The organism is Streptomyces sp. NPDC058751 (genome assembly GCF_042746485.1).
Classification (GTDB): domain Bacteria; phylum Actinomycetota; class Actinomycetes; order Streptomycetales; family Streptomycetaceae; genus Streptomyces.
Genome location: NZ_JBHYPZ010000027.1, coordinates 11,753 through 26,292 on the forward strand (window position 1 = coordinate 11,753; position 14,540 = coordinate 26,292).

Genomic DNA, 14,540 nt, shown 5'->3' on the forward strand with positions numbered 1-14,540 from the left:
CCGGCGGCCGGACAGAGCGACTACCGAGGTGAAGATGACGGACGAGACTCCGGGCGCACCGGTCCCGCACGCGCCCGCGGCGGAGGGAACCGTCGTGGTGTACCGCGGCGCGACGCTGTTCGACGGAACCGGCGCCCCGGCCCGCGGTTCGACCTCGATCGTGATCGACGGCCCGGTCATCCGCGCCGTCGGCGACGACGCCGTGATCGCCGGGACCCTGCCCGCCGGCGCCCGGGTCTTCGACCTCGACGGACGTTTCGTCGTCCCCGGCCTCATCGACGCCCACCAGCACATCGCGACGCCGCCCGACCGGCCCGTCGCCGAGGCGGTGCTGAGCCGGCTCGTCCACAGCGGTGTCACGGCCATCCGTGACATGGCCGACGACCTGCGCCAGGTGGGAGACCTCGCGCGGGCGACGCTCGTCGGCGAGATCCCCGGTCCCGACATCCGCTACGCCGCGCTGATGGCGGGCCCCGGCTTCTTCGACGACCCGCGCACCCACCAGGTGTCCCGGGGCGGGACGCCCGGCGCCGTTCCGTGGATGCAGGCGATCACGAAGGACACCGACCTGCGGACCGCCGTCGCCCTGGCCCGCGGGACCCACGCCTCCGCGATCAAGGTGTACGCGGATCTCGACCGCGACACCGTCGCCGCCGTCATCGCGGAGGCGCACCGCCAGGGCATCCCGGTCTGGGCCCACGCCACCGTCTTCCCGGCCTCGCCCGGGGAGGTCGTCGAAGCCGGCGCGGACAGCGTCTCGCACGTCACCCTGCTCGCCTTCGAGGGCACGGACGAGCCGCTGACCAGCTACAAGACCAAGCCGAAGGTCGACCACGAGCGGTTCGCCGCCGGGGACGACCCCCGCATCGAGGAACTCTTCGCCCTGATGCGGCGGCGGGGCACGGTCCTCGACGCGACCGCGGGCATGTGGGCGAGCGGGGCACTCGCGGGCGAGGGTCCCGAGGACGCGGCGCGGGCGGCGGCCGACACCGGACTCGCCGCCGTGCTCACCGCCCAGGCCCACCGCGCCGGTGTGGAGATCGCGACTGGCACGGACTACGAGACCGGCCCCGAGGACCCGTTCCCGGCCCTCCACGAGGAACTGGCGTTCCTCGTACGGCGCTGCGGGATGTCGCCCGCGCAGGCGCTGCGCTCGGCCACGCTCATCGGCGCCCGGAGCGCCGGGGCCGAGGACGTCATGGGCACCGTCGAGCCGGGCAAGCTCGCCAACTTCGTCGTCCTGGAGGACGACCCGCTGCGGGACATCGGGCACCTGCGCAGCGTCACGCTGACCGTCAAGCGCGGCCGGCGCTTCGAGCGCCGGGACTACGACCGCACCCTCCGCCCCGCCGAAGTGCCTCACCCCGTCGAAGCGGCCCGCTCCGCCGAGGAGACCCACCCCGCCGAGGAGACCCGATGACCGGCCTTCCCATGATCATCAACGCGCTCGGGCAGCTCGACAACCCGAACGCCCCGCGGTCGGCCGAGGCCGCCGCGCAGCTCAACCCCTCCAGCGAGCAGATGACCGTCGACGCCCGCACGCTGGCCGACGCCCACGCTTCCGGCCTCACCGCCGTCAACATCACCCTCGGCTACACGATGGGCGACCTGCCGCCCTACGAGCACACGCTGCACGAGATCGCCGTCTGGGACGGGATCGTCCGGGACAACGCGGCCGACCTCCTCAAGGTCCGCACGGTCGCGGACATCCACCGGGCCAGGGAGGAACGCCGGATCGGCGTCGTCTACGGCTTCCAGAACGCCGTCGCGGTCGGCGACGACGTCGGGCGCGTCGCCACCTTCGCCGATCTCGGCGTCCGGGTCGTCCAGCTCACGTACAACCAGGCCAACCACATCGGCGACGGCTCCATGGCGCCGGAGAACCGGGGACTGACCGACTTCGGCCGCACCGTCGTCGAGGCGCTCGACGAGCACCGCCTCATGGTCGACCTCTCCCACAGCGGCGAGCGCACCTGCCTGGAGGCCGCCAAGGCCGCGCGGCGCCCCGTGTCGATCAACCACACCGGCTGCCGCGCCCTCGCCGACCTGCCCCGCAACAAGACGGACGAGGAGCTGCGCCTGGTCGCCTCGCGCGGCGGCTTCGTGGGCATCTACTTCATGCCCTTCCTGAACGTGTCGGGTCACGCGACCGCCGCCGACGTCGTGGAGCACATCGCGCACGCGGTCGACGTGTGCGGCGAGGACCACGTCGGCATCGGCACCGACGGGACCGTGACGTCCATCGACGACCTCGACACCTACCGGGCGCACCTGGCCGAGCACGTGGCCCTGCGGCGCCGGGCCGGTGTCGGCGCGGCGGGGGAGCGCGACGACACGTTCCCCTTCGTGCTCGACCTGCGCGGGGTGGACCAGTTCCGGGAACTCGTCCGCCTCCTGGAGCGGCGCGGCTACACCTCGGAGCGGATCGAGAAGATCCTCGGCAGGAACTTCCTGGACTACGCCGACCGGGTGTGGGCCCCGGAGGTCTCCGGGTAGCCGGTTCCGGCACCGGGGCCGGGCCGTCCGCGTCGGTCGGTGCCGGGCGTCGCGGACGGGTGGACGCCGCCTGCCGCGGTACTACCGCGCCCCGCTCCGCGCGGGCTTCCTGCCGGGCGTGGAGATCCGCACCCCCAGCGGGCGGGCCAGGCCGATCACCCCTTCGTCCAGCCGCTGCAGATGCCGCAGGACCCGGCCCGTGACGCGGTCGTGGCGGGGCGAGTCCGGCGTCTGCGGCTCCAGCATGGCGGCGAGGCTCGCCCCGGTCTCCGCGACACCGTCCCTGGCGTCTGCCGCCACCCTGGCCACGAGCACGTCGATGTTCTGGCCGATCCGGCGGCCCGCCAGTTTCAGCCGGGGATCCGCGGCGACCGACCTGCTGTAGGGGAGGAGTTCGGCCGTCGCCGCGAGGGAGCGCGCGTGGTACGCGCACGTCTCCAGCAGCGCGACGATGTAGCGGGCGGTCTGACGGCGGGCCCGCCACGGGGTGATCGGGTGCGTCAGCGGTTTGGTGGAGGCCCGCAGACCGTCCAGCGCCGTGTCCAGGTCACGCGCCTTGTCCAGCAGGTCGAGTGCGACACCGCCGCTGAGCTGCTCCACCGCCGCACCGCTGACGTCCCCGAGCCGGACGAGCACGGCGGCGAGCAGTTCGTCCGTACGGCGGTCGGTGCGCACCGGAAGGACCACGACGGCCGCGAACACCCCGCAGACGGCGCCGAGCGCCGTCTCCTCGATCCGCAGGACGAGCACCGCCGGACTGTAGGTGTTGAGCACCGTGTACAGCATGCCCAGCATCGCCGTCACGAAGAACGACATCAGGACGTACGACACCGGGGCGGTGAAGTACATGGCGAAGACAAACAGCAGAACCAGCGCGAACGCGGTCCAGGTGTGACCGCCCACCACACCCGCCAGGAAGACACCCGCGATCACGCCGAGGAACGTCCCCAGCAGCCGGCGGTAGCCCTTGACCAGGATCTCCCCGGTCGAGGAGGTGTTCAGGAAGACCACCCAGCAGGTCAGCACCGCCCAGTACCAGCGTTGCGGGGCGATCAGTTCCCCGCCGATGATGGCCAGGGTCGACCCCACCGAGACCTGTACCGCCGCCCGGGTCGTGGGCCGGTCCAGCCCCCTGGGGTGCGGCTCCTCCTGTGCCTCCTCCTCGGCGGCGATGGAGGCGTCCTCGGCGTCCAGCTCCTCGCGGGACCGTTGCGTCTCGGGGGAGTCGTCGGTCTCGTCCTGGGGGCCGTCGAGCGCCAGCCGCAGTCCGAGGGCCGCGCGGGCCGCCTCGCCGATGCCGCGGAACACGTCCTGCACGTCCGCCGGGGCGTGCGGCAGGTTCTCCTCGTCCCGGTAGCCGAGCAGCCGGTTGCGCAGCTGGGCCACCCCGACGCCGCCGTCGTCCGAGACCGGGCCCGTGACCAGTACCTGCAGCGCCTCGAGGTCTCGGTGCAGCGTCGCCACGGTCTCGTCGTGCCTGTGCAGCTCGTCTCCCGCCGCCGGCAGCGGCGCGTGCGGCAGGTGCAGGGCGAGCGTGTCGGCCTGTTCGGCGCTGCGCGCCGTGAGGATGAGGATGCCGAGCCGTTCGGCGGCGATCTCGGCTTCGGCGACCCGCCGCTGGAGCAGCGAGGCGCTCGTGCCGTCGGCGGTCCTCTCGTCCAGGCGGTCCTGGATCATCATCGCGCTCTCGTGCAGGCGCGCGGTGTGCAGCCGTACGTCGTCCAGGGCCTGCTCGACGTCGTCGGGACCGGCGTCGAGCAGGCCGATCTGGACGGAGACCAGCCGGTCCACGCGGGCCCGGAACGCCTTGCGCAGCCGTTTCAGGATCCGTTCGGTCGACTCGGCGATCAGGGCGAAGCGCACCACGGCGCTGCAGGCGAAGGCGATGGCCAGCGTCGTCCACAGCTCGGGAAGGGAGGAGGAGGCGGCTCCGCCGAACAGGGACAGGAAGTAGATCTGGAAGGCGATCAGCCCCAGCGCCGTACTGCGGTCGCCGTAGCGGCGGCAGTAGACCGCGGCGAAGATCAGCGCGATGAAGCACACGTCGCTCGCGATCGTGTACGGGCCGAGCAGCGCGCCCAGCGACATCGCCACGATCGCCACGAGCAGACCGAGCGCCAGGGTGACTGCCTGCTCGCCGCGGTGCTTCTCCTTGATGGAGAAGGTGGCGACCATGGCGGACATGGCGCCGTTCACCATGTCGTTCGAACCGGCTCCGAGCAGGCCGAGGACGACGAGGGTGAGGGCGATCGCGCCGACGGTCCGCAGTCCGGCCATGAGCCGCAGCAGGCCCGGGTCGGACGCCACGAACCGGTTCCAGAGCGTCGCTCGGTTCGGCCGAGTCACTGTCCTCACGCTGCCGTCGTTCCCTGCTCACAGCCCATGATCCGGTACTTCAGCATGGCACCATGCGGCGCCGCGTGCCGGACGGCGCCCGGCCGTCCTGGTGCGGCGGGCGCTCCCCGACCCCTTGTGGGAGCGCTCCCAAGGAGACAGGATGCGGCACATGAACCCAGTGCCGACACCGGTCATCCGCCCCTACCGGCCCGCCGACCGCGCCGCCGTCGCCGACGTGTGCGTCAGCACCGCGGACCTCGGAGGGGACTCGCGCGCCCTGTATCCCGACGAGGAGCTGATGCCTACGCTCTTCGCCGCGCCCTACTGCCACCTGGAGCCCGGGCTGGCCTTCGTCCTCGACGACGGGAGCGGCCGGGCCGTCGGCTACGTGGTCGGCACCGGGGACACCGCGGAGTTCGTCGAGCGGTTCCGCGAGACGTGGATCCCGCGCGTCGCGCACCGCTATCCGGCCCCCACGACACCGCCTCGTACGCCCAGCGAGGAGATGGTCGACCTGTTGCACGCCCCCGAGCGGATGATCCTGCCCGAGCTCGACGGCTATCCGGCCCACCTGCACATCGACCTGCTGCCGGGCTTCCAGCGGCGCGGCCACGGGAGGGCGCTGATGAACACCTTCCTGGCCGCCCTGCACGACCGCGGGGTGCGGGCGGTCCACCTGGGCATGGTCACCGCGAACACGCCCGCCCGGGCGTTCTACGACCGTCTCGGCTTCCACGAGATCCCCGTCGAGGACCCGGGACCGCTCACCTACCTGGGCAGGCCGACGACGCCGAGCGACGCCGGACGGCCGTCGACGGCTTCGGTGAAGTAGCCGTTTCCCCGTACGCCGTACCGGTCCGCTGGGGTGATCTTGTTGCAACTTCCGGGGTGGAAGCTGCCGGGCGGTCGACCAGGGGACGGAAAACCCGTGAATTCACGAACCGTGAGTGTGGTCGCGTCCGCGGTGGGCGCTCTTGCGCTCACCGCCGCGCCTGCCAGTGCCTGTCCGGTCGATCATGGTGGAGGATCCCGACGGTGCTTGACGGGTGCCTGGGGCCGACCTTCCGCATCGGCAACGAGTCGATTCTCGTGGCCGCGGCGCGACTGAGGCTCAACGGAGTGGATGACCTGTACGGCGACACCACGTTCTACGTTCCGTAGAAGGCCGCGCGAGCCCGAATCCCGAGTCGGCCCCGGCCTGCACCGCAGGACGGGGCCGTCGGAACCGGCGCGGGTGGATCTCAGCGCGTGGCCGTGGCCGTCTCCGGTGCGGCCGTGGGGCCGGTCCGGTCGTCTCCTGCGGTGGCGCGGACGGCCGGGATCACGGCGGCGACGGCCGCGGCCACCAGGGCGACGCAGCCGCCGACGACGAGGCCGGTGCGGAAGCCGCTCTCGGAGGTGAAGGTGTAGCCCGCCACGCTGGTCGTCATCTGGGCGAGGACGACGCCGATGACGGCGGCGCCGACCGAGGTGCCCAGCGAGCGCATGAGCGTGTTGAAGCCGTTCGCGGCGGCGGTCTCGGCGAGCGGGACCGAGCTCATGACCAGGGCCGGCATCGAACCGTAGGCGAGGCCGACGCCGCTGTTGATGACCATGCCGGTCAGCATGAGGCCCCAGGCCGAGCCCATGAGGACCAGCGACAGGCCGTAGCCGAGGGCGATGACGAGGACACCGCAGATCAGCGTGAACTTCGGGCCCCGGGCGTCCGTCAGCTTCCCGCCGAGCGGGGAGACGACCATCATCATGATGCCGCCGGGCGCCATCCACAGACCCGCCGCGAGCATCGACTGGCCCAGACCGTAGCCGGTGGCCTCCGGGAACTGGAGGAGCTGCGGGATGATCAGCATGCTGGCGTACATGCCGAAGCCGACGAAGATCGAGGCGACGTTGGTGAGCAGGACCCGGGGGCGGACGGTGGTGCGCAGGTCGACCAGCGGGTCCTGGGTGCGCATCTCCCAGGCGCTCCAGGCGATCAGGACCACGACGGCGGCGGCGAACAGCCCGAGCGTCGTCGCGGAACCCCAGCCCCAGTCGGCTCCCTTGGAGACGCCGAGGAGCAGACAGACCAGTCCGGCGCCGAGTCCGAGCGCGCCGAGGACGTCGAAGCGCTGACCCTTGGCGCCGGCCGGCACGTCCGGGACGAGGAACCAGATCAGGGTTCCGATCGCCGCGGCCAGCACGGCGGAGCCCCAGAAGAGGACGCGCCAGTCCGCGTACTGGGCGACCGCGGCGGAGATGGGCAGCCCGAGGCCGCCGCCGATGCCCATCGAGGCGCTGACCAGCGCGATGGAGGAGCTCAGCTTCTCCGCCGGCACCACGTCACGCAGCAGGGCGATGCCCAGCGGCACCATGCCCATGCCCATTCCCTGTAGTCCGCGTCCGACGATCATCGGGACGACGGACGAGGAGAGCGCGCACACGACCGAGCCCACCACGAGCGGGACGGAGCAGGCGAGCAGCATCCGCCGCTTGCCCAGCAGGTCGCCCAGCCTGCCGGAGACCGGGACGCAGACGGCCGCGACCAGCAGGGTGACGGTGATGACCCAGGCGGAGTTCGCGGGGGTGGTGTGCAGGATCCGGGGCAGCTCCGCGATGAGCGGAGTGACCAGGGTCTGCATGATCGCCGCCACGGTGCCGGCGAAGGCGAGGGTGGCGACCACGCCACCCGCTCGGGCGGAGGGCTGGGGGGCGTCCATGAGGGACTCCTCGGGTTCTGTCTGAGGGGGAGGGCGAATGGATGTGCATCGTACATGTCCTGTGTATCGCGCATGCGATATGGGCCATGCATGCAATGTGGTACATGCATGGAATGTGGCTCGTGCATGGGGGTGTGGGAGCATGGAGCCGGGCCGCACCGATGTGCGCGGGACGCGCGGCCCGGGTGACAGCGGGAGGCGGCAGGCGGATGGTCAGGCCCACACACGAGGTCGAGTACGAGCAGATGCTCCTCAGCCGCCACGGATGGATGAACCACCGGGGCGGCCGCACCAAGGACGGGGTCCTGGAGCGCAGCGCCTACATCCTGCTCAGTCGCATCCGGATCCAGGGGCCCATGTCGATCGGTGAGCTGAGCGACGCCTTCGGGCTCGACGCCTCCACCCTCAACCGGCAGACCGCCGCGGCGATGCGCGCCGGGCTCGTCGAGCGCATCCCCGACCCCGACGGCGGTATGGCCCGCAAGTTCCGCATCACCGACGAAGGGGCGCGCCTCCTCGACCAGGAGCGGCAGGGGCTCGTCGACTCCCTGGACCTCGTCATGGCCGACTGGCCGGAGGAGGACATCGCCGCGTTCGCCTCCTACCTGCGGCGTTTCAACACGGACATCGAGCGCATCGGCGGCCGTCCCTGGCCGCGCCCGTGACCGTGGCCCGAGGCCGACCGCCGCTCCGAGCCGTGTGACGGGCCGGTGGGGCGGGCCGGTGGGGCGGGGCGGTGGGGCGGGCCGGTGGGGCGGGGCGGAAAACCCGGTGACGTGGTGGTGTGCCGCCTTCTACGCTCGCCCGCATGAACGGTACCGGGGGACTGCTGAACGTCGTCGATGTCGAGGCGACCTGCTGGGAGGGGCGGCCTCCGTCCGGGGCGGTGAGCGAGATCATCGAGATCGGTCTGACGGTCGTCGACCTGGACCGGGGCGTCCGGGTGGAGAAGCACCGCCTTCTGGTCAGGCCGGCGCGGTCGGCCGTCAGCGCCTTCTGCACCGAACTCACCGGTCTGACACAGGACGAGGTCGAGCGGGGGCTCCCCTTCGCCGACGCCTGCCGCGAGTTGGCCGCGTCGCACCGTGCGGGGGAGCGGCCGTGGGCGAGCTGGGGGGACTACGACCGTCATCAGTTCACCCGTCAGTGTGCCGACACGGCGACCCCGTACCCCTTCGGTCGTCGGCACACCAACGCCAAGGCCGTCTTCACCACGGCCCGCGGGCTGCGGAAACGGCCCGGAATGGCGCAGGCCCTGCGCCTCGCCGAACTGCCCCTGGAGGGCAGGCACCACCGGGGCGAGGACGACGCGTGGAACATCGCGGCACTCGTCCTCGACCTGGCGGGGCGCGGGGCCTGGCCGGGCGCCTGAGGACCCCGCCGTCCTGAAAGCCGCCCTGAGGGTCGCCCCGGAAGCAGGCCCGCGGATCGGGCCGAGGGGATTCGGCGGTCGCGTGGCCCGGCGGCCGTCCCGGCGGATCCGGCCCGGCGTCAGCCGTCCTTGGAGGCGTCCCGGGCCGCCTGCTCCAACCGTGCCCGGTAGTCCTCCCACCACGACGAGTCGCCCGGCATCATGCTGTCGTTGTTCTCGTTCATCCCGACGGCGCCGTCCATGAGTTCACGGATGATGTCGGCGTGCCCGGCGTGCCGGTGCGTATCGGCGATCACGCGGACGACCGCGTGGTGCAGCGTCAGTTCGTCCTTCCCGGCGGGCCACCACGGCACCCTGCCGGTCGTGTCCAGCGGCAGCGCGTCGATGGTCGCGTCCGCGTGTGCCCATGCCCGGTGGTAGAGCCCCACGACGAACTCGCGTGTCTCGTCGGCGGTGGCCCACATGTCACCGTTCGTCTCGGAGACGTGCTCCAGCCAGGGCAGCGGTTCGTCGGAGGGCCGTCCGAAGGTGTCGCCGAGGTAGCCGAGTTCCACGGTGGCCACGTGTTTGACGAGACCGAGGAGGTTGGTCCCGGTCGGGGTGAACGGGCGGCGGACGTCGTACTCCGAGAGACCGTCGAGCTTCCAGAGCAGGGCGTCGCGGGCCGACTGCAGGTAGTGGTGGAGGTCGGCCTTGGGATCCGGTGAGGTCATGGCGTTCAGTCTGCCGTTCCCGGCGGCGCTGTCGTCGGCGGTCGGATCAAGCGCCGTCACCGGTGTGAACACCGGACCGGCGCGAGCCGGAGTGCGACCGGTTCACCCCGATGGGTTGTTTTGTGGCGGGTTGCGGTGAACGGGGCGTGGGTGTCGGGTTCCTGGGGAGAAACCGGACGTACGCGAAACGCCGTCATCGAGGAGTGCCGCGTGTCCGATGTCGTCTTCACTGCGGATTTCGCCTCGACTCGTCAATGGGTCGCGGGCCGTTCCTGGGCTTATCCCGACGGTGGTCCGGTCAACCCGGACGACGGCAAACTCGACCATCTCGTGACCGACCCCGCCTACTCCCGGACGGGCCGCTTCCGGGCCACCCGGCGCCCGGACGGCGACTGGGACGCGGGCCTCCTCACCACCGAGGACAGCGCGGAAGGGTTCATGGTCCGCACGGGGGACGTGCTGGAGACGCGGGTCAGGCTGCCGACGGTCGTCGGGGCCTGGCCGGCCGTCTGGACGTGGCGGGACGGCGGCCAGGAGATCGACGTCTTCGAGTACCACCCCGACAACCCGGACCTGCTGGAACTGTCCAATCACGTGCGCAACACCCATCGCTACTACCGGAACAGCGCCGTTCGGCCGGGTGCCTGGGTCGATCTCACGGTCGAGTTCGGTGCCCAGCGGGTCGTGTGGTGGGTCAACGGGATCCGGGCCTTCGACGACCGGCGCGGAGTGGGCCGGTCCTGGCACGCCTATCTCATCGTCAACCTGTCCGTGTGCGCCGGCCGTTACCACCCGCCTCCTCCTCCCGAGGCTCGCGAGATGGACTTCGAGGTGGCCCGGCTGACGGTCCGCAGGCCCCGGATCGGCAGGCCCCTCCCCGCCGTGGAGGAGTACGAGACCGGTCTCCTCGACTGACACCGGAGCGGGTTCCCGGCGGGTCGCCGAAGGCCGGCGTCGCGGCGGACGGCACCCGCGCGCCGCGGTCGGGATCCGGGCCGCGGCAGGTGCATCCGCCGAACCCCTCGGCGCGGAAGTACGGCACGAGAAGCGACGCCGCGCCGGGGCGCGTCGCGCCGACGGGTGCCGAGGACCATGCCGAATCCGCAACCGGGGCGGGACGCCCCCGAGACCGCCTACGTCAGTCACGTCGGCGACTGCCGTACGTGCCGACGGGAGTCGGGACGCTGCCCGCAGGCGGCACGCCTCTGGCGTCTGTACCAGGAGTGGCGCAACGGCTACCGTGAGCGGCCCGAGAACGCGGACTGACGGAGCGGACGGAGCACATGGCGTTGTCCAAGGCGACAGGTGCCCTCGTCGCGCTGCGGCCAGGTCGCGTCGTCCGTCCCGCAGCAGGTCCGGCGCGTGCCGCCGTGCTGGTCCTGCACGGTGGCACCGCCGACAGCAGGGCCCCGTTGCGGCCGTGGAACATGGCACGCGCCCGGATGCTGCCGTTCGTGCGCTCCGTGGCGCGAGCCCTGCCGGAGGGGGGCACGTTCGTCGGGCAGGTGCGTTACCGCTACCGGGGGTGGAACGGCGTGGACGCCGACCCCGTCGCCGACGTCCTGCGGGCGCTGGACGAACTCGCCGCGCTGGTGGGGGAGGTGCCGGTCGTGCTCGTGGGCCACTCGATGGGCGGCCGTGCGGCCCTGCGCGCCGCGGCCGCGCCTCAGGTCAGGGCCGTGGTGGCGCTGGCGCCCTGGTGCCCGGAGGGCGAGCCGGTGGCCCACCTCCGGGACAAACGCGTGATCGTGCTGCACGGCGACCGGGACCGGATCACCGACCCCGCGGAGTCGTTCGCCCTCGTCCGCCGGGCCCTGGAGGCGGGTGCCTCCGCGAGCGCCGTGCGGGTCGAGGGCGGTGACCACGCGATGCTCCGCCGCGCGCGGACCTGGCACCGGGTCACCGGCGCCACGGTCGCGGATCTGGTGACCCGGATCGGCGACGGGCTCGACCCGCTCCCCGCCGGCCGGCCGGGCGGCGAACCGGACGTTCTCTAGCGCCTGGTGCGGCGAGTGGGGGTCCCCCCTGCTCGAAGAGCTCGGGGGAGCGTGCATGGCGTCGCGGGACAGACGGGAATTTGACGACAGGCCCTAGGACCCGTCCGGCAGGCGGGAAGGGACGGACAGGTCCTGGCGGCCGGACGGCAGGGGGGTGGGTGCGTCGAGCCGGTCGTCCGGGTCGGGGGCCGCGGACAGGGGGCGGCGGGCGCCGGACGCCGGCCGTGCGGCGGACGAGGGGAGCGGGGCGCCGGTCGACGGATCCCAGCTCAGGATCCACTCGAAGTCGCGTTGCAGCCGCCGGGCCTCGCTTCGTACGAGCCTCGGTATGTCGCCGCGTTCGGAGATCAGTTGGGCATAGATCGGCGCATCGTGCACGTGGGGTCCTCGGCTCGCTCTCGTGGTCTGACGTGCCACGACGGTACGGGCGGCACGCGGCGACAGCGGTGATCCGGCCGGTTCGGCCAGAACCGGTCAAGGTGTGACCGGCAGGCGCCGTCGATGTCGAACGAGGTGCCGGGGAAAGTCGGTTCTCTGCACACTTTCGACACGTCCGAGGCGGCCGGGTGCGCGACCGGCGGGCCGGGGCGGGGTGTGCCCGTCCGTCCGGGAAGGAACCGGTACGCAACGGGGCGGGCCGGACGGGCGGGAATCGGGGCCGGGGCCGGGTCGGGAAGCGGGTCCGGTCGCCTCAACGGCCGTGCTCAGCGGCCGTTTCGAGCACGGCCCGTGTCCTCTCCGTCGCACTGCGGTGCGATGCGATGAAGGTCACGAAAACGTATCGGACATCTGGGGCGTGGATCTTCACATCGGGTGCACAACATGGCTAAGTTGGCCACCTGGCCGCCCGATTCCCTCCGGCGGAGCTCGCCGGGCGGCGCGGCCTCCGCCGAGTCCTGCCTGTCCTCGTGGCAGCGGGAGCCGGGGACCCACCGAACTTGGGGTGAATCGGCCAACTGCCTTTCGGGGCAGGGGTCGTAGGGCATACCTTCCGGAATCGTCCGCCCGAACCCGACAGCTAACCCGGTAGGCGGACGACGGAAGGAGCACCACTCCATGGCGCCGGAAAGCACCCCGCCCAGCAGCGAAGAAGTCGCCCGACGGCTCTCGTCCCTCTACGACCAGGCGGAGTTCGCCACCGGCAAGTTCAACGGGACCCGCGCCTCGTCGAACTCCGCCCGCAGGCCGGGCCGAGGGGGCGCCGGTCAAGGGAGCGGGGTCTCCGACGCGGACCGGGACAACCTGATGCAGCAGTGGTTCGACGGGGCGCGCTCCCGGGTCGGACCCGTGGCGCCGGCCACGCTCCCGGCCGACAGGCAGCCGGGGCGTGGCGGTGGCGGTGGCGGTGCCCGTCCCAAGGGAGGCGGGAAGGGGTCCAAGGGGTCCTCGTCCGACCTTCCGACGGTGTACGAGCTGGAACAGATCATGCGGCCCGCCGCCGAGTTGACGGCCGCTCCGATGCTGGAGCTGACCGCCGGTCCGGCTTCGGAACCGGCCGGGCGCCCCGCGCTGGAACTGACCGCGGGTCCGGCGGCCGGGTCCCCCGCGGTACCGGGACCCGGAACGGGGTTCCGTGCGGCGCTTCCCGCGGTGCCCGCTCAGGCCGCCGCGCCGCAGAAGCCCTCCCCGCAGGTCAAGAAGCAGAATGCCCGGCGCAAGCTCGCCGCCGCCCAGGAGTTGATGTCGCGGCACGTGTCACGGCAGAACATGCCCGTCGCGCAGGCGCCGGCGATCGAGTACCGGCCGACGGAGCAGCCCCGCCTCCCGTCGGCCCCGCAGACCGGTACGTTCCCGTCGGTCGGTCAGACCGGTACGTTCCCCTCGGTCCCGCAGGGTGTGGGGCTCCCGTCCGCCGCTCAGACCGGTACGTTCCCGTCGGTCGGTCAGACCGGTACGTTCCCCTCGGTCCCGCAGGGTGTGGCGTTCCCGTCGGCCCCGCAGACCGGTACGTTTCCGTCGGTCGGTCAGACCGGTACGTTCCCCTCGGTCCCGCAGTCGCCCGCCTTCCAACCGGCGCCCCAGCCCGCCGCGTTCCAGGCGGCGCCCCCGCCCCAGGTCTTCGAGACGGGCTCCGTACCCCGGGCGTACGAGCCGGCGCCGGCGACCGCCGAGGTGAAGTCGGTGCTCCTGCCCCTCGGGTACGAGCCGCCGCCCCCGGCCTCCGAGGTGAAGTCGGTGCTCCTGCCTCTCTCGTACGAGACTCCGGCCCGTCCCAGTGGGTACCAGCCCCCTCCGGCACCTCCGGTGAGCGAGCCGGTGCCCCAGCCGCCGGTGCCCCAGTCGCCGGTGTACGAGTCCACGCCGCCTCCGGCCGCGTACCCGTCGGCGCCCATGCCTCCGGTGGCCCCGTCGGCCCCCATGCCCCCGGCGGCCCCCTCGGCGCCGATGCCTCCCGCCGCCCCGCCGGTCGACGACGCCTGGCGGCAGTCGCTGCGGACGAGCGGCGGCGGGCAGGCGTGGCCCGCCGCTCCCGGGGCCACCGACGCGAACCCGGGGTTCGACATCGACAGGCTCGTCGCCGGTGCGGCCGCACCGCCGGCCACCGGCCAGGACAGCAGGGCCGCCGAGGCGGTCGCCTTCGCCCGGGCCCAGATCGGCAGCCCGTGCGTGTGGGGAGCGTCCGGACCCGGTTCGTACGACCCCTCCGGTCTCACCCAGGCGGCCTGGAAGAGCGCCGGGGTCATGCTCCCCCGCACGACGCAGGACCAGGCACAGGCCGGCCCGACGGTCGACCTCGGCGCCGTGCAGCCGGGCGACCTGGTCTTCTTCCACGCCAACGTGAGCCACGTGGGTCTCTACGTGGGTGACGGCATGATGGTCCACGCGCCGAGTCCCGGAGCGCGGATCAGCGAGGAGCCGGTCGAATACGTCGGCCGGGAGGCCATCCACAGCGTCGTACGTCCGGTCTGAACCCCGTCACGGCCGCCGA

14 protein-coding genes and 1 riboswitch are annotated in these 14,540 nt (G+C 72.5%); of the genes, 10 read left to right on the top strand and 4 right to left on the bottom strand.

Going from position 1 to position 14,540, the window contains the following annotated elements:
* Window positions 1-34 precede the first annotated feature (34 nt).
* Together ACFW6B_RS24235 and ACFW6B_RS24240 are read left to right on the top strand one after the other, a co-directional pair.
* Complete coding sequence (locus tag ACFW6B_RS24235) at window positions 35-1,420, top strand: amidohydrolase family protein (RefSeq protein WP_386598647.1); 1,386 nt, start codon at window positions 35-37, stop codon at window positions 1,418-1,420.
* The gene (locus ACFW6B_RS24240; protein ID WP_386598648.1) at window positions 1,417-2,496 is read left to right on the top strand and encodes a dipeptidase; all 1,080 of its coding nucleotides are present in this window, start codon (window positions 1,417-1,419) and stop codon (window positions 2,494-2,496) included. Before ACFW6B_RS24235 ends, ACFW6B_RS24240 begins: the two co-directional genes overlap by 4 nt.
* Before the next feature lie 81 nt (window positions 2,497-2,577).
* Here ACFW6B_RS24240 and ACFW6B_RS24245 read toward each other — a convergent pair whose 3' ends face one another.
* The gene (locus tag ACFW6B_RS24245) at window positions 2,578-4,773 is read right to left on the bottom strand and encodes an FUSC family protein (protein ID WP_386598816.1); all 2,196 of its coding nucleotides are present in this window, start codon (window positions 4,771-4,773) and stop codon (window positions 2,578-2,580) included.
* 229 nt (window positions 4,774-5,002) lie between these two features.
* Between ACFW6B_RS24245 and ACFW6B_RS24250 the strand changes: the two genes are divergently transcribed.
* Both ACFW6B_RS24250 and ACFW6B_RS24255 read left to right on the top strand, forming a co-directional pair.
* Window positions 5,003-5,665, top strand: a complete 663-nt coding sequence (locus tag ACFW6B_RS24250) for a GNAT family N-acetyltransferase (RefSeq protein ID WP_386598650.1) — start codon at window positions 5,003-5,005, stop codon at window positions 5,663-5,665.
* 203 nt (window positions 5,666-5,868) lie between these two features.
* Window positions 5,869-5,994: a hypothetical protein gene (locus tag ACFW6B_RS24255; RefSeq protein ID WP_386598651.1), complete on the top strand. Its 126-nt coding sequence runs from the start codon at window positions 5,869-5,871 to the stop codon at window positions 5,992-5,994.
* 80 nt (window positions 5,995-6,074) lie between these two features.
* Here the strand turns inward: ACFW6B_RS24255 and ACFW6B_RS24260 are convergent, their stop codons facing one another.
* On the bottom strand, window positions 6,075-7,529 hold the full coding sequence (locus ACFW6B_RS24260) for an MFS transporter (protein WP_386598652.1): 1,455 nt from the start codon (window positions 7,527-7,529) through the stop codon (window positions 6,075-6,077).
* A gap of 209 nt (window positions 7,530-7,738) precedes the next feature.
* Here ACFW6B_RS24260 and ACFW6B_RS24265 point away from each other — a divergent pair, with 209 nt between their 5' ends.
* Complete coding sequence (locus tag ACFW6B_RS24265) at window positions 7,739-8,194, top strand: MarR family winged helix-turn-helix transcriptional regulator (protein ID WP_386598654.1); 456 nt, start codon at window positions 7,739-7,741, stop codon at window positions 8,192-8,194.
* 143 nt (window positions 8,195-8,337) lie between these two features.
* On the top strand, window positions 8,338-8,901 hold the full coding sequence (locus tag ACFW6B_RS24270; RefSeq protein WP_386598656.1) for an exonuclease domain-containing protein: 564 nt from the start codon (window positions 8,338-8,340) through the stop codon (window positions 8,899-8,901).
* Between the two features lie 119 nt (window positions 8,902-9,020).
* Here the strand turns inward: ACFW6B_RS24270 and ACFW6B_RS24275 are convergent, their stop codons facing one another.
* Window positions 9,021-9,614: a DinB family protein gene (locus tag ACFW6B_RS24275; RefSeq protein WP_386598658.1), complete on the bottom strand. Its 594-nt coding sequence runs from the start codon at window positions 9,612-9,614 to the stop codon at window positions 9,021-9,023.
* Between the two features lie 210 nt (window positions 9,615-9,824).
* Between ACFW6B_RS24275 and ACFW6B_RS24280 the strand changes: the two genes are divergently transcribed.
* The 3 genes from ACFW6B_RS24280 (at window position 9,825) to ACFW6B_RS24290 (ending at window position 11,611) form a co-directional block, all read left to right on the top strand.
* Window positions 9,825-10,529, top strand: a complete 705-nt coding sequence (locus ACFW6B_RS24280; RefSeq protein ID WP_386598660.1) for a beta-glucanase — start codon at window positions 9,825-9,827, stop codon at window positions 10,527-10,529.
* Between the two features lie 177 nt (window positions 10,530-10,706).
* Window positions 10,707-10,880: a hypothetical protein gene (locus tag ACFW6B_RS24285; protein ID WP_386598662.1), complete on the top strand. Its 174-nt coding sequence runs from the start codon at window positions 10,707-10,709 to the stop codon at window positions 10,878-10,880.
* 17 nt (window positions 10,881-10,897) lie between these two features.
* Window positions 10,898-11,611, top strand: coding sequence for an alpha/beta fold hydrolase (locus ACFW6B_RS24290; RefSeq protein ID WP_386598663.1), 714 nt, complete (start codon window positions 10,898-10,900; stop codon window positions 11,609-11,611).
* Window positions 11,612-11,704: 93 nt separating this feature from the next.
* On the opposite strand, the gene ACFW6B_RS24295 is transcribed toward ACFW6B_RS24290, so the two are convergent.
* Entirely contained in the window at window positions 11,705-11,989 is a 285-nt protein-coding gene (locus ACFW6B_RS24295; protein ID WP_386598666.1) for a hypothetical protein, read from the bottom strand.
* A gap of 499 nt (window positions 11,990-12,488) precedes the next feature.
* A riboswitch (cyclic di-AMP (ydaO/yuaA leader) is annotated at window positions 12,489-12,660 on the top strand.
* 7 nt (window positions 12,661-12,667) lie between these two features.
* Here ACFW6B_RS24295 and ACFW6B_RS24300 point away from each other — a divergent pair.
* Window positions 12,668-14,521, top strand: coding sequence for a C40 family peptidase (locus tag ACFW6B_RS24300; protein ID WP_386598668.1), 1,854 nt, complete (start codon window positions 12,668-12,670; stop codon window positions 14,519-14,521).
* The last annotated feature ends 19 nt before the right edge of the window (window positions 14,522-14,540 follow it).